Source organism: Solibacillus silvestris (genome assembly GCF_051967575.1).
GTDB lineage: Bacteria > Bacillota > Bacilli > Bacillales_A > Planococcaceae > Solibacillus > Solibacillus silvestris_B.
This window is the reverse complement of sequence record NZ_JBQCJW010000013.1, coordinates 1-26584: the sequence shown is the minus strand read 5'-3', so window position 1 is coordinate 26584 and position 26584 is coordinate 1. Positions and strand designations below refer to the sequence as shown.

Here is a 26584-nt window from a genome sequence, read left to right as displayed (position 1 = left end):
GATGGATTATGTATCAACATATTTTACTTGCCGCTGACGGCTCGCAAAATTCAATCCGTGCGGCAAAAGAGGCTTTAAAAATCGCCAAAGCAGGCAAAGAAGCTGCGGTAACCATTATTTTCGTCATTGATATGGAAAAAGTGAAAACAGAAGTATTGCATGCAAGCTCTGTCGAAAGTCTTTATATGGAACGCCGCCAAAAGCTTGTGCCCGTTGAGCAGTTATTTAAAGAACAGCATGTTTCCTATAAAGTAGAGTTAGTTCACGGATCGCCTGGACCTGAAATTATAAAATATGCAAATACGCAAAATGTCGACTTGGTCATTATCGGCAGTCGCGGTTTAAACAGCCTGCAGGAAATGGTTTTAGGAAGCGTTTCGCATAAGGTGATGAAGCGTGTGCAATGTCCTGCGATGATTGTAAAATAAAATGAAACGCGGCCTTTGAATAAGAAGCCGCGTTTTTTCAATGTTTTTCATGGCAATGGCAATTTGTCGTATGGTCATTAACCATTCCGACAGCTTGCATATATGAATAGCAAATAATACTGCCGACAAATTTAAAGCCATCCTTCTTTAGTTGTTTGCTCATTCGATCACTGATTTCTGTCGTGACAGGAACTTCGGATGCGCTATTCCACGAATTGATAATTGGCTTTCCATCAACAAACGACCAAATATATTCCGCAAACGTACCGTATTCCTTTTGAATGGCCAAATAACATTCAGCATTAGTGACAACACTGTTTATTTTCAGTTGGTTGCGGATGATGCGTTCGTCGTTTTTCAGTGCAATCAGTCTTTCATCGTCATATTGCACAATTTTATCGGCATCAAACTGATCGAACGCTGATAAATAGCCTTCGCGTCTCTTTAATATTGTTAGCCAGCTTAATCCTGCCTGTGCCCCTTCCAAACAAAGCATTTCAAATAGTTTTCGATCATCAAAAACAGGCACTCCCCATTCTTCATCATGGTATTTTACATAAATCGGCTCGTCTAGCTTCACCCAGCTGCAGCGTTCCATGTCCTCACCTTTTTCTATGTTTTTTTAAACTGTAATCCATCTCCTTTGCAATCGCAATCAATTTTTTAAAATTACGTAGCGATGATGGCTGTATGTAAAAGGAAAATGCTCAAGGCGTATTTTAATATGTTTTCAGCGGCAGATCTTTAGCTCGAAAAAAGGATTATTTGTTTTGTTTATTGTAATTGCGGTTGTTGGATTAAAAATTACACAGTAAAATAGAGCTTATGTATAAGGGCTGTCCAAAAAGATATTCCGGGACAGACTATTCCAGACGGAGGCGGTGACAATTATTCCAGCACTATAGAGAGAAATTATTAGCCCGTATTTATTACAAGATGAGGCGTTTATCAATTTAAGCAGTACTATACCTAGCACCTTATAAGTATATTTTGGAGGAACATAGTGAAAAATTTATTTCAGGTCATCCCAATCCCGATAAGCGGGCTTATGCTCGCCTTTATATCGTTGGGAAATTTATTATTAGCTACAAAGCAAACAACTTTTGGCCATATTAGTTTTTTTATAGGAATCCTATTATTTCTTTTAATCGTCGGAAAACTATTATTCGCCTTTTCAAGTGTGATCGCAGAAATGCAAAACCCTATCATCGCTTCTGTATCCCCTACATTTACAATGGGAACTTTATCGATCAGCAGCGGGTTGCAATATTATGGTATTCATGAAGTCATTATACATACGATTTGGATAATTGCTGCGACAACTCAGATTTTTATTATTTTATATTTCATCAAAACATTTATTTGGAAAAATAAGATGACTATATCAAATATTTTTCCAAGCTGGCTTATTTTATTCGTCGGCACAGCAGTAATGCCGTTGACGGCCGGAACGCTTTCGGGGACGCTTACAAAGGGAATCGTAATTTTCGCGCTTGCTGCGTTCGCTGTTTTGGCGCCGATTGTGATTTTACGCGGCTTCATACGCAAAGATTTGCCTGAGCCGACAATTCCGATGCTAACGATTTTAACTGCCCCGGCTTCCCTTAGTTTAGCTGCATACTTTAAACAGTTTGAAAGTCAATTAGCAATCGTCGTGACATTATTTATTGTCGCACAGCTGCTCTATATTTTAGTATTAACGAAATTACCGGAGGCATTGCAGCTTTCTTTTTATCCTAGTTATGCAGCATTCACATTCCCATTAGTCATTACCGCGACGGCAACTAATGTCGTAATCGGCTTTTTCCAGCAGCAAGGAATTGCGGTCAATTGGCTCAATGCGTATTATTACTTCCAGTTAGCGTTCGCGTCAATCATCGTATTTTACGTATTTGTACGTTATATAAGCTATTTATCTGTCCAGCTGCGCCAAAAACGGACGATTGTTACTGATAAAAAAGAAGCAATTTCATAAATATGAACAAAAAGCCGAAACATTCCCTCTTTATTGGTCGTACTATACATAAAGGGGGGATTTTTTGATGAAAAAGCTATTGTATGCACTTATAATTATTATCATTATTTTAGCCGCAATCTATTATTGGTTAGGCCATGAAATGGATGCCGCCATTAAAAACGAGGCAGACGGGACAAATGAATATGTTGTTATTTTAGGGGCAAAAGTGAAGCCAGGCGGTGTTCCTTCCCTCTCTTTAGCAAACAGATTGGATGCCGCTGTTGATTATATGCAAAAGCACCCGAATGTAAGAGCGATCGTCTCAGGTGGCCAAGGTGCAGATGAGGACCGTACAGAGGCGTCCGTTATGTCCCAATACTTAATGGAACGCGGCATTGATAAAAACAGAATTTTAATAGAAGATCAGTCCACGTCTACATATGAGAACTTATTATATTCAAAGAAGCTGCTGCCCGAGCAAGTGACGAGCATCACGATTGTTTCGAATGATTTCCATTTAAAGCGCGCCACAATACTCGCTGGAAAAATCGGGTTACAAGCAGATGTATTGGCAGCCCCAACACCAAAATCAGTGGAAAGTAAATCCCGTATCCGTGAGCGCTTTGCCTTAATAAAAGCGTATATTGCAGGTCAATAATTTTACATTCAGCCTCTTATTCGTTATCGTAAACATTAATGAATATTTGAGGTGAACACAATGAAACTTAGTATTTTAGACCAAGTACCTATTTCAAAAGGGATGACATCAACCGAAGCACTCGCGAATGCGGTAAAGCTTGCCAGGCTTGGCGACGACCTTGGCTATGAACGAATCTGGTTTGCAGAACATCATAATACGACGACACTTGCCAGCTCCGCGCCTGAAGTGACCGCTGCATATGCGGCGGCAAAAACAGAGCGTATTCGTGTTGGTACCGGCGGCATTATGATGATGCATTATTCTCCATACAAAGTAGCAGAAGTGTTTAAAACATTGGCTGCTTTAGCTCCCGGTCGCATTGATTTTGGCGCCGGCCGTGCTCCAGGCGGCGATATGCCTGCGATGAAAGCACTCGCTAGCGGACGTAGACCTGATTTAACTGAGCAATATGATAAGCTTGAAATTATTTTGCGTTTAATGAATGAACAGCGCACAGGCGAAGATGTTTATGATCAAGTCGTAGCTGCCCCTTTTAAAGTGCAGCTCCCGCAAAGCTGGCTGCTTGGCTCCAGCGGTCAAAGTGCGGTACAAGCAGGTAAGGCGGGTGTCGGCTATTCGTTTGCTCAATTTTTCAATGGGCAAATGTCGAAAGCGATTTTCGATGCTTACCGCAATAGCTTCCAGCCTTCCTATTTTATGGATAAACCGCAGATTATTACGACCTATGCGGCAAGTGTTGCAGAGACGACGGAAGAAGCGGAATATTTATCGATGCCAATGCAAATTAGTCGTCTGCAATTAATGCGCGGCAAGTTGACAAATGCGATTTCTCCCGAAGAGGCAAACGACTACCCGCTAACCGAAATGGACAAAATGATTTTACAGCAAAACCGTCCGCTAATGCTTATCGGCTCTGCAGAAGACGTCGCCAACCAGATTTTAGAAGAACAAGCATACTTCGGTTTTGATGAGGCGATGATTAACAGCAATCTATTCTCCATAGATCAGCGACTGAACAGCTACCGCTTATTAGCTGAACAATTGAAAATCTAAAAAAAGCTGACAACATTCAATTTATGAATGTTGTCAGCCTTTTGTTTATACGGTCGCTATTGTGCTTTCTTGCGGCGGCGCTATTTTGGCTACGATGATACTGTTGATCGCATTAATATAAGCTAATGCGGATGCTTTTAAAATATCCGTATCCGCAGCTTTTGCGATGTATTTTTCACCATCATGCTCAACGATGATCTTAACTTTCCCCAGCGCCTCCTGACCACGCGACACAGAACTAATATTGTATTCAACAAGCTTCACATTAATCCGTGTAACATCAGCAATTGCAGAATAGAGAGCATCAATCGGACCCGAGCCGACCGCGCTTGATTTGAAAATATCCCCGCCGCGGCGAATCTTTACACTTGCAGACGGGAATGCCGAATTCGAAATAATTTGTAAATCTTCAATATCATAAAACTGGTCGGAAAATGTTTCTTTATTCGGATTGTTCTTTTCTGTTTTTTCGTAATAATTTTCAACGATGACATATAAATCGTGATTATACACTTCTTTTTTCGAATCGGCCAACTTTAAGAAGCTTTCAAAAATCCCTTCAAACTCTTCTTCCGCGAAATTTTCAAACCCAAGCTTGGATAGCGAATTTTTCACGGCATGGCGACCTGAACGTGCTGTTAATACTAGCTCCATATCTTCCAGCCCGACATCTTCAGGATGCACGATTTCATAAGCGTCACGGGACTTCAATAGACCGTCTTGATGGATGCCCGAAGAGTGCGCAAATGCATTGTCGCCAGTAATGGCTTTGTTCACCTGGACATCCAATCCCATAAAGCTCGAAACTAAACGGGATGTATTCATAATTTCCTTCGTCTGAATATTAGTGAATACATCATAAACATCTCCGCGGGTTTTTATGGCCATCACAACTTCTTCCAATGCCGCATTGCCGGCACGTTCACCAATGCCATTCACCGTCACTTCCACTTTATCGGCACCATTTTTAATCGCCGCCAAAGTGTTGGCAGTTGCCATCCCTAAATCATTGTGGCAATGGACTGATAATAATACCGAATCATCCATGTTTTTCATACGGTCATTCAGCTTTGCAATCATCGCTCCCCATTGCTCTGGTTCTGCATATCCTACAGTGTCCGGTACATTGATCATCGTCGCCCCGGCCTTCATGACTGCTTCAATCGTTTTCCAAAGATATTCAAAATCTGAGCGTGATGCATCTTCTGTTGAATATTGTACTTGCGGTAAAAGTGTTTTTGCATATTTCACCGCATCAACGCCAATTTGCAGAATTTGATCTTTCGACTTGCTGAATTTTTTCTCCACATGAATGTCGGACGTGCCGAGCACCATATGAATCATTGGGTTTTGTGCGTATTTTACCGCGTTGTATACGGAATCTATATCACTTTTCACTGCTCGGGCCAGAGCCGTTATCATCATATCAGAATTATGTCCTACCTTTTGCGCAACAGCTTTCACTGCATCAAAATCACCTTGCGAAGACGCTGGGAAACCGGCTTCAATAATATCAACACCGAGCTTTTTCAATTGCTGTGCGATTTCAACTTTTTCATATAAATTCAGTTTCGCCCCCGGCACTTGCTCACCATCACGCAATGTCGTATCAAAAACCCAAATTTTTCTGCTCATTCTCATTTCCCCTTTTCTTCTTCAAATTAATTTTTTTGCAGAGAGCTCAAAATATAGCAATAATCAATTTTGCCATGGCGTAATTGCATCTGGATTCGGCTTTACGCTGGCGCAAAGCCGAATCCGTGACATCCGCCGGAGGCATAAGCTTCTTTTAGCGGGTGTTCAAACACCCGCTAAAAGAAGCAAAAAAACCCCGCCTCTATCTAATCCGATAGAGACGAGGCTGAACTCGCGGTACCACTCTAAATTGAACGCCCATTGCTGCAACGTTCCACTTAACGACAATTAATGTCCTGCCTGTTAACGGAGGCTTCCGGCTTCCCTACTATTCCTTCAGGTCGCAGCTCATGGACGAGTTCAATCGATGTATCTGCCAGTTTTCACCACGCACCGGCTCTCTTCAAGTATACAAGCGATTTACTATTTCCAATCAATGCTTAAACTGTATTGTCTTGAAATGAAGTTTAAATGCATTGAATAAAGATGTCAATAGTTTTCTGAAAATATTTGCAATTAAATACGATCACCATTAAAAATGGAGTTTTTCACAATGGCATAATCGACATTTCTTATAGCCATTAAAGTTTTCCCGCCTGCATAGGAAATTGATGACTGTAAATCTTGCTCCATTTCTGTAAGCGTATCGAAAATAGAGCCTTTTGAATCAACATACATTTTCTTTCCTTCGACGTTTTTGCGCTCGCCCTTTTGGAATTCTGAAGCTGAACCGAAATATTCTTTCATTTGCTTTCCGTCAATTTCGACTGTTTGGCCCGGTGATTCCTCATGCCCTGCAAAAAGCGACCCGATCATGACCATTGATGCACCGAACCGTACTGATTTCGCAATATCGCCGTGTGTACGGATCCCACCATCCGCAATAATCGGTTTTGAAGCTGCTTTTGCGCACCAGCGAAGTGCAGCCAACTGCCAGCCTCCTGTGCCGAATCCTGTTTTAATTTTCGTAATGCAAACTTTCCCTGGCCCAATGCCGACTTTTGTTGCGTCCGCGCCGGCGTTTTCCAGCTCACGCACAGCTTCAGGCGTCCCAACATTCCCTGCGATAACGAAACTGTTCGGCAAGTGCTTTTTAATATGACCGATCATCGCGATTACTTGATTCGAATGACCATGGGCAATATCGATTGTTATATAGTCCGGTACAAGCTGAGCATCTTTCAGCTCTTCGATAAATGCATATTCTTCATCCTTTACACCGACTGAAATCGATGCAATATATCCTTGCTGCTGCATGCTGCGAATAAATTGTGCACGCTTTTCAGGCTGGAAGCGGTGCATAATGTAAAAATAGCCTCCAGCAGCTAATTTTTCAGCCAATGACTCATCTATAATTGTTTGCATATTTGCAGGTACAACCGGAAGTTTAAAAGTATGATTCCCTAACGTAACTGTCGCATCACATTCTGTACGGCTTTTCACAATACATTTTGCCGGTATTAATTGAATATCCTCATAATCAAAAACTGTATCTACCATTTTTCAACACTCCTAAATACGAACATTTTTCGTCATTCTTTTAATAATCATTCGACATCTGTTACTTTACAAAACAATGAAAACGTTGTCAACCATAAAAACGAATTATTTTATTATTTTAGATGAAAATGTTCGGTTTTTCACCAGAGAATGGACATATTCTTATTTCTATCAAGCTTTAACCCCAAATAAATTATTTTTAAAATTTTCGCTAAATAAATATTGCTCTATTATGAACGGTAATGTTTAAATAGATGAAGAAAAAGGAGTCGATGAATTGATGGTAGTTATATTTAAGAAAGAAAAAAATTCCCGATTGAGCTAACGGGTAAGAGCTCAATAACTGAAAATAATTATTGGGGCTGAAAAACTTTGGAACATTTATTAAACTGTATGAAAATTATTGGGGACGATACAATTCAACGAACACAATTAACGCATCGTCTTGAGCTCGTGAACGCTTTTCAATTAGACAAGGGTATGAAAGTATTGGAAATCGGCTGTGGTCAAGGGGATACAACCATTGTATTGGCAGATGCAGTTGGACCTGCCGGACATGTTGTTGCCATCGACATCGCGCCAAAGGAATACGGTGCACCAATTACTTTAGGCGAAGCGGCGGAAGCAATTTCAAAATCTTCATTAGGACAGATTATTGATTTTCATTATGAGACAGACTTTTTGCAATTTGATGCAGAAGAAAAATTTGACGTTGTCGTTTTATCTCATTGTTCCTGGTATTTTCAAAGTACAGGATTACTGGAAAGCTATATGCAAAAGCTGAAGCAAATAGCACATCGCATTTGTTTTGCTGAATGGGACATTGATTATAAGCATTTCGGCCAGCGCGCCCATTTTTATGCGGCGAATATTTCCGCATTATATACCGCCTATGTAGAAAATGAAGGCAATATACAAAATTTGTTTCATAAAAAGCAAATTAAAGAACTGCTGCAAACTGCAGGCTTTACCATCACAAAAGAGCAGACAGTCGATGCCAGCTATTTGCAGGATGGGGGCTGGGAGGTGGATTACAGCAATTATTTGCTGGGCGAATTCCCGCAAGTCCAGCCTAAAATCCAATCGCTCATTAATAGTTATGCATATTTAATGAATGAGCAGCAGGAAAATATACTGTCGCTGAATAGCTTTGTTATATGTGCCCATTCGTAAACTAGAAATAATGTTTTAAATTCCAAATATCAAGAAAAAAGGAGTGTTCGCCATCTTTTCGAACACTCCGATCTTTATTTTTTCTTATAGCCTTCAAGCGCTTGATCCAATTCCGCCAAAACTCCCCCTGCTGCCCCTTCAATGACCAAATCAAACTGCCCATTATCATTCGAGCTCTCCAAATTAATAGAAACGAGCCTGCCTTTTGCGATCAGCGGCAATTGATTTACGGGATATACTTCCAGGCTTGTCCCTATAACAATGACGATATTTGCATGTTGAATTTCGTTTAAAGCAAGATTCCAAGCATCACTCGGCAGCGTTTCCCCAAACAATACAACATTCGGGCGCAGCTTCCCCGAACAATATGTGCAAACCGCATTTTTCTGAAATTGCTGTTTTGAATGCGGCTTACTGCATTTTTGACAGCGCATCGTGACAATATTCCCGTGCAATTCCGCTACAGCTTTGCTTCCCGCTTGCTGATGGAACTGATCTACATTTTGCGTAGCAATCAGCGAAACAAGACCACGCTTCTCAAAATCGGCTAAAATATGATGCCCTGTATGCGGTACACAATGTTCCAATGCCTGCATTCTCATTTGATAAAATTCGCGGAATAATTCGTAGTTGTTTTGCAAGCTTTCTGTTGAAGCAACGGCGCGCGGATCGATATTCTGCCACCAGCCGGACTGTGAACGGAAATCCGGAATACCTGATTCTGTCGACATTCCGGCTCCAGTAAGCACGACCGTTGAATGTGATTGCCTCATCCATTGTGCCAATGTTTCAGCGGTCATACCCATTTCTCCATATTGAGCGTTGATAAATAGCATAAAGGCAATTCCATACGTGCTGTTTTATTCGGATCGACAATTTGGCTGATTTTCAAGTTTCCTGCCAAAGATAATAAATGAGCTGCTTCGTCCATTTTCAATGAAGTATACTCCAATACCGCTTTAACCATATTTTTCGTCGCATTTACCGCCGCTTCATCTAAAGTCGGTTTTGAAGCAATTGTCGATATATTCCCTTCACGAATTAAAAACGGGGTTGGAATAGGACAGTTTTTTAATACGCGTACACGGACGGTCACCTCAGCTGGAACTTCTCCCCCGCATACCGAAACTTCCCCGTCCCCCATTGCGGCATGACAATCCCCGATGGCTAATAATGCACCATCGACATTGACAGGCAAATAAAGCATCGCCCCTTCCGCAATATCCTTCGTATCCATATTCCCGCCATGTGCATCTGGGATTCCGCAGCTGATCGCTTCTCCGGCGGGCGCTGTACCGATAACACCGATCATTTTGTTTAACGGGATGCCCATATTATCGGTAAATTGAATTTTATTATCTTTTATTTTCGCTTGTTTAATCGTTATTTCCGTTAAATCATCCCCTAAAACCCCGAGCTCCGGTCCTGTCATTAATGTGACGGTATCGCCAATTTCAATCTTTTCAATTAATACTTCCAATACATCCCCGGCTTTTGCCTCTTTCACATATAACGGGCCTGTAGCCGGATTGATTTGATTCCAGTCAAGCTTGCTGACAGCCTGTTTTTCACTATGGATCTGGTTCGTAAAACAGTCATACGTTTCAAATGTTACTACTTCCCCGCTCTTGACAGTTGCAACAGGCGCGGTATTTTTATCCATTGCGTAAATTGCCTGTTCTTTTCGAATATAATGCATGAAACTCCTCCTTTGCCCAAATCAAAATGCAAAAGCTTATTCGATACAAACTTTCGCGTTTAACATTAGCTTATCAAATCGGTGCACTTCATACCACATATTGCCAATCATTCATTCACTACTTCAAGCAGCGTATTTGTCAAGAGCGCAAAACGTTCTGCAATCTGATTTTTTATAATATGCTCATGTTCCGCATGGATCCCATCTCCAACAAGACCGAGTCCATCCAATGTCGGTGTATGCAGTGACGTAAAGTTGCCGTCGCTCGCACCGCCGACTTCCGCCTCTTCCACTTCAAATCCAAGATCCTCCGCTTCCTCATGGGCAATTTCAAACAGTTCCTCGCTTTCCTTATCACGCTCCATCGGGGGTCGGTTTATACCGCCGTCAATATCGATATTTGTCCGCTTATCAACAGGCTCCAGCTGCTCAAAATAATCGTCAATGCGCTCTTGCTCCGTTTGTGTGACCGAGCGCACATCCACACCAATATGCGCCTCATCCGGAATGACATTTAATTTCCCGCCGCCCTGCATCATCCCGACATTTAAAGTCGTTCCTTTTTCGAAATCATTCAATGCATCAATATTCAAAATTTGGCGTGCTGCCTCCGTAATGGCACTCACTCCGTCACGCGGGTTATTGCCGGCATGTGATGCAAGCCCTTTAATATTAAGTAAATATCTTGATGTCCCTTTGCGTGCGATTTTTAATTCTCCCGAAACTGTGACAGCAGGCTCCAAAATAAAGGCAGCCATCGATTTTTTCGCTTCTTCCTCAATTAGCGGTCTTGATGTGGGGCTTCCAATTTCCTCGTCACTATTCAAGAAAAATACGACGCGGCGCTTTAAAGGGAGATTCATGCTTTGAACATATTTAAAAAACCAAATGGCACTGATTAACCCCGATTTCATATCTAAAATGCCCGGTCCGAATATTTTATTCTCGTCCTCGCGATACGGCAATGCTCCGCGGTCCCAAACAGTATCGTAATGGCCGACCATCAAAATTTGCTCGACTCCTTCACCCATTTCAAAGCGCAGATGATTGCCGTTATGCTCCATTGCATACTCCGTGGCCTTCACGTGAAAGTATTCAAAAAAGATCGATTGGATAACGTCTTTGCATAAATCCAGCAGCTCTTTGTTTTGAGATGGGGAATCCGCTAACACTAAACGCTTTATATCTTCCTTAATATCGTGTTCATGCAGGGTGAAATAGTCCATCGCTTCCATATAAACGCCTCCTTGCCTTCCTATACCCAAAAAATGCCTAAGCGAATTACACTTAGGCATCTGTAGATTTTGATTTTTTATTGCCGGCAATCGATAAATACGCGACAAATATAAGCATGAACACAATGCCGGCATATTGCCATTTATACAATGTCGAGCCGAGCCAAATAACGGAAATGGCCATCGCGGTCAATGGCTCAAAACTCGATAAAATACTCGTTTCTACTGGGGTTATGTATTTTAAACTTGTTAAAAATAAAATATAGGCAATAGAACCAAAAATACTTATTCCGACAATCATCAGAACATTGAACGGGTTCGCCAGCACTGCCCATTGCCCGGTCTCCCATACCTTCCCTATGACTGCAAAGATGCTTCCGCTCACAATCATACCCCAGCCGATTATGAGAATAACGCCGACTTCCGCCATCAGCCTAGCAGGATATAATGTGTAGAATGCATAAGTAACTCCTAAAAACAGTCCCCAAACAAGTGCTTCAGTACTAACTAGCAGGTCCGATACTGAACCATTTGTAAGCAATAAAAACAGCCCGATCAAAGTTCCCGCAATTCCGATAATCTGACTGCGCGGCGGAAAAGCTTTCACTAAAAAAGACGTATAAACAACGATGAATATCGGGGCTAAAAACTGCAGCAATGTCGCAATGATCGCATTGCTTACTTCAATGGATTTGACGAACGTATATTGTAAGCCAACCATTCCAACAATACTGAAAATGATAAGTTGTGTTGACCAATTCCGATTTTTCCATATAGCAAAAACCGATTTTTTTTGCATAGCTATGATGGATAATATAAAAATGCCGGCGATGAATAATCGCACTGCCAGCATAAACTCGGCAGTTATTGTCGTTTTTTGCAATAGCCATTCCATCATGGGGCCGGTAGCTCCCCAAAATATTGATCCGATAATAATCATAGCTATGCCTATCAATCGTTCCACAAAGCAACCTTCTTCCTATAAGCTAATCATAATAAAATACTATCACGGTTAAAGTTACATTAATATAGTATTTATTATTTAATTAACTCGATCCAGCCGCTTTCCTTAATTGTTACGCGCGGTGTGTAGTATTTTGGCGGCTCATAGGAAAAAACCGTCTTTTCATAATCATCCTTCACGACATATACATTCAAAAATTGGATTTCATTAATTAATTTCCGGATATGGTCCTTATCATACAATTCTTTTCTTTCATTCAGTAAAATGAGCAGCTCATTTTTTATATTTAATACATCCCTTTCATTCGCTCTTCGTATTACGCTTTTTGGCATTTTCAGAAACTCGTCAATTTTCATTAAGTTCAATTCCATACATGTCTTCCTTTCCATCTGAGCAATACTCATAATTGATCAGCCCCCGCTAAGCGGCATTCGAATTCACCGTCAGTTCCGGACGCTTTCTCTTCCTATGCATACTGTTCGTGCATCAAGTGAAAGAAGCTAATCTTTTATGTTATTTACCCAATTTCACCAATTTAAGCTCTTATTAATCATGCAGCGAAAATTTAAAACAGCTTCATAGCATATGCTAAAAAGCTGTTGGACCAGGAAAGCACATTTTGAGCCATATAGCGTAAAATGATGCCTTTTCTTATATGAATTTCCTTGAAAAACTTACACTTTCCTATCCATCGAGAAAATCAGATGATAGCTTCCTTGAAAATGTATTTATTAAAAATTGCCTGGACTGCGCAATATAAGACAGCTCCTGCTGCGCCAATAAGTGAATAAAGAAGCAAATCTGCTCCTCGGAAAAAATAAATGGCGTAAGGGATAATAAAAACCGCCCCGACAACTATGTAGCTGAACCATTTTATTTTTGGGGACCGGATGAATTTCTCGAAAACAAATGATGCAATGACACCGACAATTAAAAACATCGGTGCACTTAAAACGACAAAGGTCAACAGCAATGTGCTGAAGGGCAAATGCTGCTCTGTCGCTTGCGTATAGCTGGCAATTGTTAATATAAAACTAAATAGAAATGTCGCAATAAGGGCAACCGTGAATTTCCGACTTAAAACTTGCATAAAACTCCTCCTGTCAACTATCCATAAAGGCTTCAATATATTGAATTGTGCAATCTATTTCCTTATGGAAAACATGATTTTGCGTGAAATAGCTATGGACAATTCCTTCCATGACAATAGTCTTCGTCTCAGTTCCTGCTTCCGATAACTTTTCCCCAAACATGAGCGCTTCATCACGAAGAACGTCATTTTCGGCAGCAATGATAAGTGTGCGCGGGAATTTCGAAAAATCTTTCGATCGGAGCGGTGCAACAAGCGGATTTTGAGCATCGTTCAATGATGAAATATAATGGCGGCCAAACCATTCCATAACATCTTTATCCAAGCCAAATCCTTTCTCAAATAGTGTATAGGAGTTCGCATTAAAGCTCAAGTCAGTAACCGGATACAGTAATATCTGTGCTGTAATAGGCAATTCATTTTCCGATTCGGCAGCTAATTGACAAACGGCAATTGCCAAGTTTCCTCCTGCACTATCCCCTCCAACAGCTATATCATGCGGATTTCCGTTTAAAGTAGAGGCATATTCAATCGTCCATAAATAGCTGTCGAATGCATCATGGACTGGAATAGGAAACGGGTATTCCGGCGCTAAACGATATTGTACAGAGACAATGATTCTGCCAGTTTTAAAGGCTAAATAGGAGCAGCTTTCATGACATGTATCCAAATCATTCAGCACCCATCCGCCGCCGTGGTAATATACCATCATATTAAACGGTCCGTCCCCATGCGGCGTATAAACACGTACAGCTATTTTTCCTCCGTCGCGCATTGGAATGAACCGGTCTTCTATTTTCGCCAAATCCGCAAGCTTTACTTCCTTTTTCGGCAGCTTTGCGCGCATCTCCCTTGCTTCCTTATAAGTCATCGTAGCCAATGATGGCAATTTGTTGACATTTTGCAAATATCGTTTCGTATGTTCAAATAAATAAGCCACTTTTGCTCACACCTTCAATGTATTTAATTCCTATTCGTTTACTATGTTATAATGATAAAGGAATTTTATAATATTTGCAAATGGATATAACATAGCAATTATTAAGCTGCATCTTCTATCATAGCCTGCCCGCAACGATTTGTTTATAAAGCAATCCATGAAAAAAAATCGCTAAAGCGCACGTTCAACTCCGAGTGGGTAAAATACCACGTTGCATGGCATGCCCCAATGACTCCAATCGCGTGAGCCGCAAGTTTTGAGGGACCGTACGCAAAAGCAGACGTTGCGCCACTTTTTTAGCACCTTTCTTTTGCAGAGGGCATTGAAAATTTGTCTTCTTTATTAAGTACTTCCATTTCAATTAACAGATTTTCTTCTGGCACAACAATCGGACTCGTTTCTTCAAGATTATGTCTGCTCATTTTATTCGCCAGCTGAAAAACCCCGGGGAAATCCAGGTGTATTTTAAGCGAAGCGGCAAGAGGATGAAGAGAGGCTGATTCCAGCAACTGGGATGAAGAGAGGACCGCTATTAACGGTTGGAGGCAAGTTTAAGTGGCTCTTTAATAAGATAGACGGAAAAATTCCGCTTATTCAAAAAATGCGATCAAAAACGGCCTAAATAGACGGAGAAATTCTGCCTATTGACTCGAAAAATAAGAAAATGGAAGATTTTTCTTTAGATAACCGGAAAATTTCCGCTTATTCCCCCAGAAATGAGCCCTCTTGCGCAAATAAGCGGAAAATCTCCGCTTATTTTCTCATCACTTAATGGAGAGCCAAAATCTCTCTCAGCGAATGTGAATGAGAGGGGGGCTTTATTAAAAACGAAATGGGATTTTAAATAGCCGCAGTTTTTCAGCGCCCTCCTTTTGTACGGAGAGGCCTCATGATGCAGAGTCGGGGCGGTTTGCCGGGACGGGGACAACACTTTTTTTTAAGTTAACCTTAATGCCAATATTTATAGTTTCCTGGTGTATGAAAAAATCGACTATTATGCGTTGAAGCAATATAGCCGACTTTTAGGAATATTTGATTACATGCTTTTCAATTTTTCATATTCCAGCTGCAATTGTTCGATACGTTTGCGGCCTTCTTCGCGGTTTTTTACTGTTTCTGCCTGAATTTGCTTTGTTTCTTCAATTCCGGCAATAATAGTGCGCCAAGTCGTTTCAATCGTTTCGACTTTAATGCTTGGGCTTCCGGCTTGGCGTGCAATATTCACCGAGTTTTGGCGCACATTTTCCGCGTTCCGAACGAGCATTTCATTTGTCCGGCGATCTAATTCCGCCATCGAATCGGAAACGAGCTTTTGACGCTGCATCGTCACGGCATGGATGAGGCCTTGTTTAAAAATCGGAATAGTCGTTACAAAGGCCGAGTTGATTTTTCCTATTAAATGATTGTTCCCTTGTTGCATTAATCGGATTTGCGGGGCAGATTGGAAGGATACTTGCTGTGCCATTTCCAGATCATAGCCACGCTGTTCCAATAGCTCAATGCCCCGCGTAATCGTTTCAAGTTCCATAATCGCCTCATGGTCGCCTGCATCCGCCTTAGTTGTCAATGCCGGCAACTGGTGACGCAAATCATTCACTTTCAGGTCAATTGCCGCGATATGCTCGCTTAGCGAATGGAAATAATTCAAATTTTCATCATACATTTGCTCTAATTGCACTGTATTTTTTTTCATTTCCACTTCGTATTTTTGGATTTCCGTATACACGACATCCACTTCTTTATTCATCGTGTCATATTTCGATAAAATTCGTTCCAGCTGCTCTTTGCTTTTAGAAAACAGCTTCTTAATAAATCCCTTTTTCTCTTCTTCATGAAAATCTTTCGGATCAAAGCGGTCCATAATTTTATTCAGATTATTGAGCAATGTCGTCGATTTCTCCAAATTGCTTTGCTTGATCGTTGCAAGCATACGATCAGAAAACGTCGAAATGCCCTGCGCCGTCTCTTTCCCGAATTCCAATACTCCGATTTGGTTTTTCACATCGATTTTCTGAGCTAATTGCTGGACTGCCGGCTGCTGTTTTAGCTGCTCTTGTCGCTGGCGAATTTGAGAAAGCTCCTGCTCCGAAACAAGCTGCTTCGGCGGCTGCTCCATAATTTCCGTCGTTTGGGCTGTTTGTTGTTCAGTTCGCTTATTTAAATCTTCAAACAATGGATTTTCAGTCATTTATAATTCCCCCGTTCTATGTATTATTAATATTTACGTAAAAAACAGTAAAAAGTTTCATCGTCTTAATGCAAATTATAACGTAAAACAATGTGCATTTTCCATAGCAGCAAAACGGAACAAGCTTTTCCGATTAAAAAAATGCCCTTTTATGCGCAAAAGGACATTTTTCAAGTCTACTATTGGGGGAGAGACTTCACACCCACACAAGCTTTGCGTGAGTCTACAACTAAATTACCCTAAACAGCCCGAACTAAACCAATTTTTTATGATTGCAGTGATTTTTTTCGGACCGGTTTTAAAATGATGCCGACTATAAAAATGCAAATCGCAATGACAACTGCCGAATAAAATAATCCGCCATAGCCATTTTGTGCGGCGATTGACGTTACTTCATTGACTGATTTCATTATGACTTCTTTTAATGTCGGATCTTGAATATTTTGTACAGCATCGATCATTTGCTGCTGCGAAAATTCGGAGCCACTGGCAAATTGACCGCCGATCTGGGCAAGTTCGGCAATCGCATCGCCGGATAAATCGGCGTCCTGTACATTATTTTGCAAAACCGATTGGAAATCCGTTTTAAATAAAGACGGGATTTCACTGAATCCGCGGGCGATAAACCCTGCATAAATCGTAGGCGCAATCGTCATTCCAATTGTACGGACCAACGATAGTGAAGCTAATGCCGTTCCTTTGTTTTCCAGCAATTTCTCTGTCGCCAATATGTTTAACGGCGCTCCCAAAAGCACGCCCATACCGACACCGGCGATAACCGATGCAATGACAAATTGCCATTTTGCTTCAATCCAGCCCGGAAATAACATAAAGCCAATTGCCGCTACAACACCCGAGAATATAATCGCCAAAATAGGTCCGCGCTTATCTACAAGCGCTCCGCCAACTGCCGCCCCGATGCCTGCCGCTAAAGCAAGCGGCGTCATCCAATAGCCCGCATGTTCGGATTCGATGCCTAATACCTGTTCCGAAAAAGCTGGAATGAAAATCATTGCAGCTAGCATCGCTCCCGAGAATAAGCCGAGCAGCAATGTTAATAAATACGTTGGTTGCCGCATTAATGCCACCGGTAAAATTGGATCTCCGCCGTGGTGCTCCAAACGTGTTTCATAGAAATAAAGTATGGCCAGCAGAGCAATGCCTGCCAATAAATATGGATATACATCCGTTTCTAATATTGAATGGAAAAAGTTAACGCCTTCGATATTTGTCAAACCGTACATAATGCCCAGAATGGCAAGCGAAAGCAGCACAGTTCCCGTCATATCAAGCTTTCCGGATGCAGGATCTTTCGTTTCCTCCAGTTTTGCAAACCCCATTATGACGAGGAAAATGGCAATTGGGACATTGATTAAAAACAGCCAGTGCCAGCTGCCTGTCAAATCCAAAATTACACTTCCGATATTTGGCCCTAATACAGCGGCAATGCCGTTCATCCCCCCGAGCATTCCAAGCGCTTTCCCCTGCTTTTCCGGCGGCAGCGTACTCACAACATAAGAAGTGCCAATAATGAAAATACCGCCGCCGCCCATCGCTTGGATGAAGCGTGATATTAAATAGAATGCAAAGTTTGGACTTAGTGCAACGAGCAAAGATCCGATACCGAATAACGCAATCTCTACAATAAACAGCTTTTTTCGGCCGTAACGATCCGAAAGCTTGCCGACAATCGGTACACTAATGGCTAAACCAAGCGTGTATAATGTAACGCCCCATGCTCCCCAGTTCGCTTCTACACCAAACGAGCTATTAATCGTTGTTAATGCCGCGCTAATAATACCATTATCCAGAGCAGCCATAAAAACGCCGAGAGCAAATAACGTAATCGCCCACATTTGTGAAGATTTCGTATTTGTCATAAAAAAGACACCTTTCTATTTTTGACTGTTTTCCTATTATACTAATAAATCTAAATTTTGGTAAATGAAAGATCCGCTATAATCAGCTGCAAATTGCATTCCACATAAAATGGGGCTGTCCAATTTTCGGACAGCCCCAATTCAAATTTAAGCTAATAACTGTTTTGCTTTTTGCAGCTGGATTTTCACCTGCTCAAAACCTGTGCCACCTAATGAATTACGTCGGCTGACAGCTGCTTCTGGTGCAAGTACTGCATAAATATCGCCGTCAATTAATGACGATTCTTTTTGCATTTCCTCCAGCGGCAAGTCCAATAAATAAATACCTTGCTGAATACAGGTAAATACGAGCTTGCCTGTCACTTCATGCGCTTCACGGAATGGCATACCTTTTGTCGCCAAGTAGTCGGCCAGTTCTGTCGCATTCGAGAAGTCGGAATGCACCGCACTATGCAGGCGGGCTTTGTTCACTGTCATCGTGCGAACCATGCCTTCAAAGATTTTCAATGACCCCAGCACTGTTTCCATCGTATCGAACATGCCCTCTTTGTCTTCCTGCATATCTTTGTTGTAAGTAAGCGGCGTCCCTTTTAATACTGTAAGCAAACCGACTAAATTGCCGAATGCGCGCCCTGCTTTTCCGCGAATAAGCTCAGCCATATCCGGGTTTTTCTTTTGCGGCATAATTGAAGACCCTGTGGAAAACGCATCATCCAGCTCGATAAATTTAAATTCATCCGTTGACCAAATAATGATTTCTTCCGCAAAACGTGACAAGTGTGTCATCAATAGTGCTGAATTCGATAAAAATTCAACGATAAAATCACGGTCACTTACCGCATCCATTGAATTGGCATACACTTCCGCAAAACCTAGCAGTTCAGCTGATTTCAAACGGTCGATCGGGAATGTTGTACCTGCCATCGCCCCTGCACCTAAAGGCAAAATATCAATGCGCTTCATCGATTCAGTAAAGCGCTCTTTATCACGTTGCAGCTGCCAGAAGTACACCATTAAATGATGGGCAAAACTAATTGGCTGTGCACGCTGCAGATGTGTATAGCCAGGTGCAATCGTATGAACATGCTGTTCGGCCTGCTCGACAATCGTTTTTTGGAAATGTTCGATTAAGCCGATTACTTCAGGTACGCGTTTTTTTAAGAATAAGTGCATATCTGTTGCAACTTGGTCATTACGTGAGCGTCCAGTATGAAGCTTCCCGCCAACAGGACCGATCAGATCAATCAGCATTTTTTCAAGATTTAAATGGATGTCTTCATTTGAAACCGAAAACTCCAGTTCACCCGCTTCGGCTTTTACTTTTAATTGTGCAAGACCGTCCAGAATTTTCTCGACATCTTCTTTTGGTAAAATATTTTGTGCACCAAGCATTGTGACATGTGCTACAGAACCTTCAATATCTTCCAACACTAACTGCTGATCAAAGCCAATGGATGCCCCGAATTCGTCAACCCAGCTTTCTGCAGACTTCTGGAAACGACCGCCCCATAATTTTGCCATAGTAGTTTCACTCCTCAACTTATGTTCCTAATAATAGAAGAAGCGACTCGGGTTCCGAATCGCTCACTTCATTAACCGTATATCTAATTATTTATTTACTGTTTGTTTTGTGCTTTTTGCTACTTCTGATGCAACAACTGTTGGCATACCCCATAATTCGATAAAGCCTACAGCAGAAGCGTGGTTGAATTGGTCATGTTTTGAATATGTCGCCAATTCTTCAGAGTATAGAGAATTTGGAGATTTACGTCCTTCAACAATCGCATGGCCTTTGTAAAGTTTCACACGAACTGTTCCGTTTACATACTTTTGCGTTTCTTTTAAGAACGCTTCAAGAGCAGTACGAATCGGGTTGAACCAAAGACCGTTATAGATAATTTCAGATAGTTTTTGTTCAATGATTGGTTTGAAATGCGCCAATTCTTTTACTAATGTAATATCTTCTAATTCTTTATGCGCTGTTAATAATACTTTCGCACCTGGAATTTCGTATACTTCACGAGATTTAATACCAACTAGACGGTTTTCAACGTGGTCGATACGGCCGATACCGTGTTCACCGGCAATTTTATTTAATTCTTGAATTAAGTCTGCTAGTTTCATTTGAATACCGTTAATTGAAACTGGTTTACCTTCAACGAATTCGATTTCAACGTATTCCGGTGTATCCGGTGCTTCTTCCAATGAAACTGTTAAACCGTATGCTTCTTCTGGTGGTGCAACCCATGGATCTTCCATTACGCCAGCTTCGTTTGCACGGCCCCATAAGTTTTGGTCGATTGAGAATGGTGAATCGATTGTTGCAGGAATTGGAACACCGTGTTTTGCTGCGTATTCGATTTCTTCGTCACGGCTCCAGCCCCACTCACGTACAGGTGCTAATACTTCAAGATCCGGATTTAATGCTTTAATCGATACTTCGAAACGTACTTGGTCATTCCCTTTGCCTGTACATCCGTGTGCTACCGCGTCCGCATTTGTTTCCGTTGCAATTTCCACTAATTTTTTCGAAATTAATGGACGGGATAATGCAGATACTAATGGATACTTCTGCTCGTACCAAGTATGACCTTGCAATGAGATTAATGCATAATCTTCAGCAAACTCATCTTTTGCATCGATCATATATGATTCAACAGCACCTACTTGAAGTGCTTTGTTACGGATAAATTCTAAGTCTTTACCTTCACCAACATCCAGACATACTGCGATTACGTCCCAACCTTGTTCTTTTAACCATGGAATTGCTACTGATGTATCAAGACCACCTGAATATGCTAATACGACTTTCTTGTTCGCCATGTTAATTGCCCCCAAATGATGTATGTTTATACATTTAATTAATAGTTTATACACGAATAGTAACACGTTATAAAAATAAACGCAACTGCATTTATATAAAATTTTTGACTTTTTTATACTATCAAAAAACATGGATTACCGAAGTTTTTGCATAAACTCGTTAATGCATAAAATTGCTAATATTTGCGGATGTTTTCAAATAATAGAATTCGCTTTTTTACACAGAAATTTATCATAAAAAAATTTGCTTAACGAATGATTACTTCTTATTAAAGAAGCCTTTGCCCAAAAATTCTACAAGTACCGGTGCTACCGCATAAAATTTGCTCGTAACACTCATAATACGAGGGAGATTCACTTCACGCGGGCGCTTTTCAATTGCATGCATGACTTCTTTTGCCACTTTTTCAGGCTGAAGCAGAAATTTTCCGATTGCATCCCTGTATGCATTGGTAGCATCCGCTTTTTGAATAAACGGTGTATCAATAGGACCCGGATATATGCCTGTTACTTGTATATTATATTCCGCAAGTTCCAGACGAAGACCATTCACAAAACCGGTAATTGCATGTTTGCTCGCTGCATAAACACTCGCTTTTTTTGTTGCGACTTTACCTGCCTGTGACCCGATAAAGATAAAATGACCACTATTTTTTGCAATCATAGCCGGCGCCAGTCGTTTTGCCAAGTAAATTGGCGCACGTACATTCACATCAAGCATTTGGTCAATTTCTTTATCAGTCAGATGAACGGCACTTTCAAAATAGCCTAATCCGGCATTTAGAATAGCGATATCAATCGGCGGCAATTGCGACAAAACGTCATCTATATGAGCAGGAATTGTTAAATCCGCCTTATAGGCAATCGCCCCAATTCCTTTTAAATAGTTAAGCGCACTGTCATTTCTTCCTGTTGCATAAACGGTATGCCCTTCTTTCACAAGCATTTCTGCCATGATGCGCCCAATACCGCTTGTCGCACCAGTGATAAATATTTTCATTTTCATAATTCCCTCTTTATTTGCTGTATTTTTGGGTAAATAAAAACTAGTAAACAATTCATTTACTAGTTTTGAGTAATTCCAAATAGTTCTTTTAAAATGTCTTTCGATACAATCACATCAGCCAATGTATACGAGTCTAGCACAGCGAGATAAGCTTTCAGTGCTTCATTTAAAGCAAATTTCAGCCGGCACTCCGCTGATATTTTACAAAGATTATTTTCGGGATTAAAGCATTCCACAATATGAAAGTCTTCTTCCGTTTTGCGAACGACTCCGCCAATATTGATCTGTTCCGGATCGAGTGCCAGACGGATGCCGCCGCCGCGCCCGCGAATTGTCTCAATATAACCGTGCTGACCCAAATCATACGTTACTTTCATTAAATGATTTTTGGATATCTGATACGCATCTGCAATTTCCTGAATTGTTGCTAAATGTTCTCTGCCGCGCACACCTAAATACATTAGCGTACGCAAAGAATAATCTGTATATACTGTTAATCGCACGCTGTTCACCAACTTTCTTCAACGTATTTAAGTATGAATCTCCTTCCTTTACAGGTAGTAAAGGAATATAGACTCACAAAGCGTCAGTGGAATCGGAGCTGGGCGGTATCCCCCACTGACAAGGGGCAATCCGCACAGATGTGTCTCGCTCCGTGAAAATGCCGTGAGTGAATAGAAACAACTTTAGTATAACATTTTATTGAAAATGTTCGACTACAATGGCTTATTTTTTAATGACGAATTTCATTATCTGTTTTTGTGTCGAAATTGTTAAAGATGTATTTTAGATATATGTTTGTGACAGATTTGTTAAAGATGTATTTTTTATATTGCTTTAGATTTTTTTTAGCAGTATATTGATTTTGCAAGAAACAAAACAATCAAATTTGAGGGGACGTGCAATGTATGTTAGCACAAAAAACAATCGATATTATTAAATCAACAGTACCAGTATTGGAAGTACACGGATTAGCGATTACTAAAACTTTCTATTCAAACCTTTTTAGAGAAAACCCTGAATTACTGAACATTTTCAACCATACAAACCAAAAGAAAGACCGTCAGCAAACAGCTTTAGCAAACACGGTATATGCAGCAGCAGTTCACATCGATAACCTGGAGGCAATCGTTCCGGCTGTCGTTCAAATTGCGCATAAACATGTAAGTTTAGGTATTTTGCCAGAGCATTATCCGATTGTAGGTAAATATTTATTGGCAGCGATTAAAGAAGTATTAGGCGACGCAGCTACAGATGAAATTATCGACGCTTGGGCTAAAGCATACGGCGTTATCGCAGATGTGTTCATTTCAGTGGAAGAAGATCTATACAAAGCAACAGAAAATGCAGGAGGCTGGCGCGCATTTAAAGAATTTACAATTGCTGAAGTTGTGGAAGAAAGCGAAGCAGTGAAATCATTCTACTTAAAACCAGTTAATGGCGAGAAATTGCCTGCATTTAAAGCCGGTCAATTCATTACATTGCGTACACAAGTACCTGGCGAACAATATTTAATGAACCGTCAATATACATTGACAGATGGTACGGATGAATATTTCCGCATTTCTGTAAAGCGTGAAGATGATGTAACACCAAACGGAATTGTTTCAAACTTCCTTCATAACGCAGAAATCGGCACAAAAGTGGATGTAAGTGCACCAGCAGGCGTGTTCACATTAGTGGAGAATAACAGCCCTGTTCTATTCATCAGCGGCGGTGTTGGTGTAACCCCATTACAAGGGATGCTAAAAACAATGGAAAATCGCCAAGCATCATTCATCCAATGTGCCCGCAATGAAAATGTGGCTGCATTTAAAGAAACGATCGAGCAAAATATTGCGGCTAGAGACGGTAAATACAAAGCGGTTTATTCGGATCTTGACGGCTATATTACAAAAGCGCAAATCGAACAATTCCTTGTTCCAGACACTGAAGTTTATGTATGTGGTCCGACAGCATTCATGGAATCAGTCATTCAAAATTTAGTGGAGCTGGGCGTGCCTGCAGAGAAGATTCACTACGAGTTCTTCGGTGCTGCTATGGCATTGCAGATTAAGAAGACTGCTTAATTACTTAAAACCATTTAAGATAATAAGATGATAAACCAGTTTCCGGCAAACGACCGGCAACTGGTTTTTTCTATGTATTTGAAAGTTGCCTTAAAAATAAAAAACGTACAACAAATCATATCCCTAGATTATTGATATTAATTGCTTTTGCTTTTTCAAAAATTGGGGTATCAACAAACGTGGGGCAAAGTGTGCTAACTTTAATACCGAATTCTTCTACTTCTTAATGAAGCGAACTGGTTAAGCCTACAAATGCATGTTTCGTAGTGGCATATGCTGAAGATACTGGAGAAGGTCCTAAACCTGCTGCCGATGCTGTGTTCACAATATGGCCGAATCCTTGTTTTTTCATGAGGTTATATCCCACTTGAGTTCCATTAATGACTCCCCATAGGTTAACGTCCATGATCTCTCTCCAGTTTTCAATCGTCATATAAAAGAGTTCACCGTACATAGCCATACCAGCATTATTAAAAAGATAATCGATCCGACCAAATTCTTGATATAAATCTGTAAGTAATCGCTCAACATTATCATATTCAGTCACATCTAAATAAGCATACCTAACATTTATTGTTTCTCTGTTCAATTCTAATTCAAAATTTCTCCCAGCTTGTTCATTAATATATGAAATAATAACAAACACATTCTGTTGGACTAGTTCCCTGCAAATTGCCCGACCTATACCTGAAGCACCACCCGTTACAACCGCAACTTTTCTCATCATCTGCATCCGAATCCTCCTCTATTAACACCCCTCCTAACCTGAATCATTACTGAATTGCGTCTTGATTTTTGTAAGTCATACGCTTGATTTCAGATGCATAAATCTCTGCAACAATTTGTGCACCAGCACTATTTAGGTGTATACCATCTAATGTAAGATGTAGACCGCGTTCTTTTGATAGCCTGTCAATTCTTGAAGGCTTCTTATAAAAGAGAACATCCATCATTACTCTCATCACTTTTGTGCTGATATAATCTGAACTGTTAACTTTTGAAAGGTGACTTAAAAAAACAGATTGAATATCAAAAAAACTGACATTTGCTTGATTACGAGTGATGGATTGGATAAGAACATTCAATTCTTTGATTTCATGATTGGGAGCATTTTCCGTATTTTCACCAACTAATGCTGGGGTGACTACTACGATTTTCTTCGATGATGCGTGAACGAGGTCTAATATTTTCTCGTAATAATCTTTGAACTCACTATGATCTTTTGCTACTGGTTGTGCTTGAACACTCAGCAGTTTTGAATAAACATCATTCACACCGATCCAAAGGAAAGAGAGATCATAATCTATATCTAACTTTATTTTTAAGAGCCGAGTATATAAACTTTTAACTGACTCTCCTGGTTTGCCAAGGTTATCGAATGTAATATTTGGAAACTTTTCTTTTAATATGTTAACGAAAGAAACCCCCGGACGACCTACAGTTAAACTGTCACCGATTAATGCTATTTTCATCTTCATTTCCTCCTCTTAATGGAATCTAAAAAGATTGTTTCAGTTATACCAAAGCGACGTATACATTGGAACGGGCAGACCTTGAAAAGCAGGTAGAATTTCGTGATTAAATCTTTCAATCCTTGAGGAAAAAGCTGCTGGACGAAGAAATCGATCACCTTTTCTTCGAGGATGAATCGACTATCCGGGACTATCAGGCGCTTCAATACAACTGGTTCCTAAAGGGGCAGCAGCGGAAAATCCCAACGCACGGCAGACATGAAGGGGCCAAACTGTTCGCCGCCATCCATTATGCGACGGGCCATATTATCCATCGGGAGGAAGAAACAGCCGATGCCCAAGCATTTCAGCGATTCCTGCAGGATATACTCACAGCCTATCCGGAAGGAAAAATTGTCATCATGCTTGATAATGCGCGCATTCATCATGCTAAAGCGATTCAGCCCTTCCTGAAAGAGAATAGCCGGCTTCAGTTTGTTTTCCTGCCACCTTATAGCCCGGAGCTGAATATGGCGGAGGGGCTATGGGACTGGCTGAAGAAAGATGTCATCAATAATGTATTTTTCCAGAAGTTCTATCACATCAAGAGAAATGTAAAAGAATTTATGGATTGGGCAAACAATATGCCCTGCCAAGTGATCGACCGGTTGCTTGTGAAATACTAATCTTTGTTTTGTTCTATATAGTTGAATAAAAAATGAAACTTTCCCTATGTTAAAACTGCAATGAAGAAGTGGATGTAATATAGAGTCATGGACATAATCGAGCTAAGTTAGTAAAATAACTTATATGAGAGGACGTGTCCGACATG

Annotated in this window: 26 protein-coding genes and 1 other annotated feature; of the genes, 7 read left to right on the top strand and 19 right to left on the bottom strand. The window is 40.8% G+C overall.

The window, feature by feature from the left end:
* Positions 1–8 precede the first annotated feature (8 nt).
* Positions 9–428 carry a universal stress protein gene (locus ACTHOQ_RS10280; RefSeq protein WP_440495970.1) on the top strand — a complete coding sequence of 140 codons (420 nt, stop codon included), beginning with the start codon at positions 9–11 and terminating at the stop codon, positions 426–428.
* 37 nt (positions 429–465) lie between these two features.
* Here the strand turns inward: ACTHOQ_RS10280 and ACTHOQ_RS10275 are convergent, their stop codons facing one another.
* On the bottom strand, positions 466–1026 hold the full coding sequence (locus ACTHOQ_RS10275) for a DNA-3-methyladenine glycosylase I (protein WP_440495969.1): 561 nt from the start codon (positions 1024–1026) through the stop codon (positions 466–468).
* A gap of 405 nt (positions 1027–1431) precedes the next feature.
* Here ACTHOQ_RS10275 and ACTHOQ_RS10270 point away from each other — a divergent pair, with 405 nt between their 5' ends.
* The 3 genes from ACTHOQ_RS10270 (at position 1432) to ACTHOQ_RS10260 (ending at position 4099) form a co-directional block, all read left to right on the top strand.
* Positions 1432–2403 carry a TDT family transporter gene (locus tag ACTHOQ_RS10270; RefSeq protein ID WP_440495968.1) on the top strand — a complete coding sequence of 324 codons (972 nt, stop codon included), beginning with the start codon at positions 1432–1434 and terminating at the stop codon, positions 2401–2403.
* 67 nt (positions 2404–2470) lie between these two features.
* The gene (locus ACTHOQ_RS10265) at positions 2471–3043 is read left to right on the top strand and encodes a YdcF family protein (RefSeq protein ID WP_440495967.1); all 573 of its coding nucleotides are present in this window, start codon (positions 2471–2473) and stop codon (positions 3041–3043) included.
* A 60-nt stretch (positions 3044–3103) separates the two neighbouring features.
* On the top strand, positions 3104–4099 hold the full coding sequence (locus ACTHOQ_RS10260; RefSeq protein WP_440495965.1) for an LLM class flavin-dependent oxidoreductase: 996 nt from the start codon (positions 3104–3106) through the stop codon (positions 4097–4099).
* A gap of 45 nt (positions 4100–4144) precedes the next feature.
* Here ACTHOQ_RS10260 and ACTHOQ_RS10255 read toward each other — a convergent pair whose 3' ends face one another.
* Positions 4145–5734, bottom strand: coding sequence for a 2-isopropylmalate synthase (locus tag ACTHOQ_RS10255; RefSeq protein ID WP_440495964.1), 1590 nt, complete (start codon positions 5732–5734; stop codon positions 4145–4147).
* A gap of 213 nt (positions 5735–5947) precedes the next feature.
* Positions 5948–6180, bottom strand: a binding site (T-box leader).
* A gap of 70 nt (positions 6181–6250) precedes the next feature.
* Positions 6251–7234, bottom strand: coding sequence for a GMP reductase (guaC, locus tag ACTHOQ_RS10250; protein WP_440495963.1), 984 nt, complete (start codon positions 7232–7234; stop codon positions 6251–6253).
* A gap of 372 nt (positions 7235–7606) precedes the next feature.
* Here guaC and ACTHOQ_RS10245 point away from each other — a divergent pair, with 372 nt between their 5' ends.
* Positions 7607–8407, top strand: coding sequence for a class I SAM-dependent methyltransferase (locus ACTHOQ_RS10245; protein WP_440495961.1), 801 nt, complete (start codon positions 7607–7609; stop codon positions 8405–8407).
* Positions 8408–8481: 74 nt separating this feature from the next.
* Here ACTHOQ_RS10245 and ACTHOQ_RS10240 read toward each other — a convergent pair whose 3' ends face one another.
* From ACTHOQ_RS10240 to ACTHOQ_RS10175, 14 genes are all read right to left on the bottom strand, one after another.
* The gene (locus tag ACTHOQ_RS10240) at positions 8482–9207 is read right to left on the bottom strand and encodes an NAD-dependent deacylase (RefSeq protein ID WP_440495959.1); all 726 of its coding nucleotides are present in this window, start codon (positions 9205–9207) and stop codon (positions 8482–8484) included.
* Positions 9204–10106 carry an acetamidase/formamidase family protein gene (locus tag ACTHOQ_RS10235; protein ID WP_440495957.1) on the bottom strand — a complete coding sequence of 301 codons (903 nt, stop codon included), beginning with the start codon at positions 10104–10106 and terminating at the stop codon, positions 9204–9206. Before ACTHOQ_RS10235 ends, ACTHOQ_RS10240 begins: the two co-directional genes overlap by 4 nt.
* 107 nt (positions 10107–10213) lie before the next feature.
* Entirely contained in the window at positions 10214–11341 is a 1128-nt protein-coding gene (locus tag ACTHOQ_RS10230; RefSeq protein ID WP_440495955.1) for a M20 family metallopeptidase, read from the bottom strand.
* Positions 11342–11393: 52 nt separating this feature from the next.
* The gene (locus ACTHOQ_RS10225) at positions 11394–12305 is read right to left on the bottom strand and encodes a DMT family transporter (RefSeq protein ID WP_440495953.1); all 912 of its coding nucleotides are present in this window, start codon (positions 12303–12305) and stop codon (positions 11394–11396) included.
* Positions 12306–12379: 74 nt separating this feature from the next.
* Positions 12380–12676 (bottom strand): cytosine deaminase, encoded by a 297-nt coding sequence (locus ACTHOQ_RS10220; RefSeq protein ID WP_440495952.1) that lies wholly within the window; start codon positions 12674–12676, stop codon positions 12380–12382.
* A 329-nt stretch (positions 12677–13005) separates the two neighbouring features.
* On the bottom strand, positions 13006–13395 hold the full coding sequence (locus ACTHOQ_RS10215; protein ID WP_440495951.1) for a hypothetical protein: 390 nt from the start codon (positions 13393–13395) through the stop codon (positions 13006–13008).
* Positions 13396–13408: 13 nt separating this feature from the next.
* Positions 13409–14335: an alpha/beta hydrolase gene (locus ACTHOQ_RS10210; protein ID WP_440495950.1), complete on the bottom strand. Its 927-nt coding sequence runs from the start codon at positions 14333–14335 to the stop codon at positions 13409–13411.
* A gap of 296 nt (positions 14336–14631) precedes the next feature.
* Positions 14632–14757, bottom strand: coding sequence for a hypothetical protein (locus ACTHOQ_RS10205; protein WP_440495948.1), 126 nt, complete (start codon positions 14755–14757; stop codon positions 14632–14634).
* A 614-nt stretch (positions 14758–15371) separates the two neighbouring features.
* Positions 15372–16523 carry a toxic anion resistance protein gene (locus tag ACTHOQ_RS10200; RefSeq protein WP_440495946.1) on the bottom strand — a complete coding sequence of 384 codons (1152 nt, stop codon included), beginning with the start codon at positions 16521–16523 and terminating at the stop codon, positions 15372–15374.
* A 266-nt stretch (positions 16524–16789) separates the two neighbouring features.
* On the bottom strand, positions 16790–18403 hold the full coding sequence (locus tag ACTHOQ_RS10195; RefSeq protein ID WP_440495944.1) for an MFS transporter: 1614 nt from the start codon (positions 18401–18403) through the stop codon (positions 16790–16792).
* Between the two features lie 147 nt (positions 18404–18550).
* Positions 18551–19924 carry an argininosuccinate lyase gene (gene argH, locus ACTHOQ_RS10190; RefSeq protein ID WP_440495942.1) on the bottom strand — a complete coding sequence of 458 codons (1374 nt, stop codon included), beginning with the start codon at positions 19922–19924 and terminating at the stop codon, positions 18551–18553.
* A gap of 87 nt (positions 19925–20011) precedes the next feature.
* The gene (locus tag ACTHOQ_RS10185) at positions 20012–21226 is read right to left on the bottom strand and encodes an argininosuccinate synthase (RefSeq protein ID WP_440495940.1); all 1215 of its coding nucleotides are present in this window, start codon (positions 21224–21226) and stop codon (positions 20012–20014) included.
* A gap of 259 nt (positions 21227–21485) precedes the next feature.
* Positions 21486–22232, bottom strand: coding sequence for an SDR family NAD(P)-dependent oxidoreductase (locus tag ACTHOQ_RS10180; protein ID WP_440495937.1), 747 nt, complete (start codon positions 22230–22232; stop codon positions 21486–21488).
* A 59-nt stretch (positions 22233–22291) separates the two neighbouring features.
* Complete coding sequence (locus ACTHOQ_RS10175) at positions 22292–22735, bottom strand: RrF2 family transcriptional regulator (protein WP_440495935.1); 444 nt, start codon at positions 22733–22735, stop codon at positions 22292–22294.
* Positions 22736–23140: 405 nt separating this feature from the next.
* Between ACTHOQ_RS10175 and hmpA the strand changes: the two genes are divergently transcribed.
* Positions 23141–24301 carry an NO-inducible flavohemoprotein gene (gene hmpA, locus ACTHOQ_RS10170; protein ID WP_440495933.1) on the top strand — a complete coding sequence of 387 codons (1161 nt, stop codon included), beginning with the start codon at positions 23141–23143 and terminating at the stop codon, positions 24299–24301.
* A gap of 223 nt (positions 24302–24524) precedes the next feature.
* On the opposite strand, the gene ACTHOQ_RS10165 is transcribed toward hmpA, so the two are convergent.
* Positions 24525–25034 carry an SDR family NAD(P)-dependent oxidoreductase gene (locus ACTHOQ_RS10165; RefSeq protein ID WP_440495932.1) on the bottom strand — a complete coding sequence of 170 codons (510 nt, stop codon included), beginning with the start codon at positions 25032–25034 and terminating at the stop codon, positions 24525–24527.
* Between the two features lie 40 nt (positions 25035–25074).
* Positions 25075–25773, bottom strand: a complete 699-nt coding sequence (locus ACTHOQ_RS10160; protein ID WP_440495930.1) for an SGNH/GDSL hydrolase family protein — start codon at positions 25771–25773, stop codon at positions 25075–25077.
* 122 nt (positions 25774–25895) lie between these two features.
* Between ACTHOQ_RS10160 and ACTHOQ_RS10155 the strand changes: the two genes are divergently transcribed.
* Positions 25896–26438 carry an IS630 family transposase gene (locus tag ACTHOQ_RS10155; RefSeq protein WP_440495929.1) on the top strand — a complete coding sequence of 181 codons (543 nt, stop codon included), beginning with the start codon at positions 25896–25898 and terminating at the stop codon, positions 26436–26438.
* Positions 26439–26584 lie beyond the last annotated feature (146 nt).

What these genes read in the sequence shown, in the direction of transcription:
- ACTHOQ_RS10280 (WP_440495970.1), top strand. Translation starts at nt 9, where the DNA reads ATGTATCAACATATTTTACTTGCCGCTGACGGCTCGCAAAATTCAATC.
- ACTHOQ_RS10275 (WP_440495969.1), bottom strand. Translation starts at nt 1,026, where the DNA reads ATGGAACGCTGCAGCTGGGTGAAGCTAGACGAGCCGATTTATGTAAAA.
- ACTHOQ_RS10265 (WP_440495967.1), top strand. Translation starts at nt 2,471, where the DNA reads ATGAAAAAGCTATTGTATGCACTTATAATTATTATCATTATTTTAGCC.
- ACTHOQ_RS10260 (WP_440495965.1), top strand. Translation starts at nt 3,104, where the DNA reads ATGAAACTTAGTATTTTAGACCAAGTACCTATTTCAAAAGGGATGACA.
- ACTHOQ_RS10255 (WP_440495964.1), bottom strand. Translation starts at nt 5,734, where the DNA reads ATGAGCAGAAAAATTTGGGTTTTTGATACGACATTGCGTGATGGTGAG.
- guaC (WP_440495963.1), bottom strand. Translation starts at nt 7,234, where the DNA reads ATGGTAGATACAGTTTTTGATTATGAGGATATTCAATTAATACCGGCA.
- ACTHOQ_RS10240 (WP_440495959.1), bottom strand. Translation starts at nt 9,207, where the DNA reads ATGACCGCTGAAACATTGGCACAATGGATGAGGCAATCACATTCAACG.
- ACTHOQ_RS10235 (WP_440495957.1), bottom strand. Translation starts at nt 10,106, where the DNA reads ATGCATTATATTCGAAAAGAACAGGCAATTTACGCAATGGATAAAAAT.
- ACTHOQ_RS10230 (WP_440495955.1), bottom strand. Translation starts at nt 11,341, where the DNA reads ATGGAAGCGATGGACTATTTCACCCTGCATGAACACGATATTAAGGAA.
- ACTHOQ_RS10220 (WP_440495952.1), bottom strand. Translation starts at nt 12,676, where the DNA reads ATGGAATTGAACTTAATGAAAATTGACGAGTTTCTGAAAATGCCAAAA.
- ACTHOQ_RS10215 (WP_440495951.1), bottom strand. Translation starts at nt 13,395, where the DNA reads ATGCAAGTTTTAAGTCGGAAATTCACGGTTGCCCTTATTGCGACATTT.
- ACTHOQ_RS10205 (WP_440495948.1), bottom strand. Translation starts at nt 14,757, where the DNA reads ATGAGCAGACATAATCTTGAAGAAACGAGTCCGATTGTTGTGCCAGAA.
- ACTHOQ_RS10200 (WP_440495946.1), bottom strand. Translation starts at nt 16,523, where the DNA reads ATGACTGAAAATCCATTGTTTGAAGATTTAAATAAGCGAACTGAACAA.
- ACTHOQ_RS10195 (WP_440495944.1), bottom strand. Translation starts at nt 18,403, where the DNA reads ATGACAAATACGAAATCTTCACAAATGTGGGCGATTACGTTATTTGCT.
- argH (WP_440495942.1), bottom strand. Translation starts at nt 19,924, where the DNA reads ATGGCAAAATTATGGGGCGGTCGTTTCCAGAAGTCTGCAGAAAGCTGG.
- ACTHOQ_RS10185 (WP_440495940.1), bottom strand. Translation starts at nt 21,226, where the DNA reads ATGGCGAACAAGAAAGTCGTATTAGCATATTCAGGTGGTCTTGATACA.
- ACTHOQ_RS10180 (WP_440495937.1), bottom strand. Translation starts at nt 22,232, where the DNA reads ATGAAAATGAAAATATTTATCACTGGTGCGACAAGCGGTATTGGGCGC.
- hmpA (WP_440495933.1), top strand. Translation starts at nt 23,141, where the DNA reads ATGTTAGCACAAAAAACAATCGATATTATTAAATCAACAGTACCAGTA.
- ACTHOQ_RS10165 (WP_440495932.1), bottom strand. Translation starts at nt 25,034, where the DNA reads ATGCAGATGATGAGAAAAGTTGCGGTTGTAACGGGTGGTGCTTCAGGT.
- ACTHOQ_RS10160 (WP_440495930.1), bottom strand. Translation starts at nt 25,773, where the DNA reads ATGAAAATAGCATTAATCGGTGACAGTTTAACTGTAGGTCGTCCGGGG.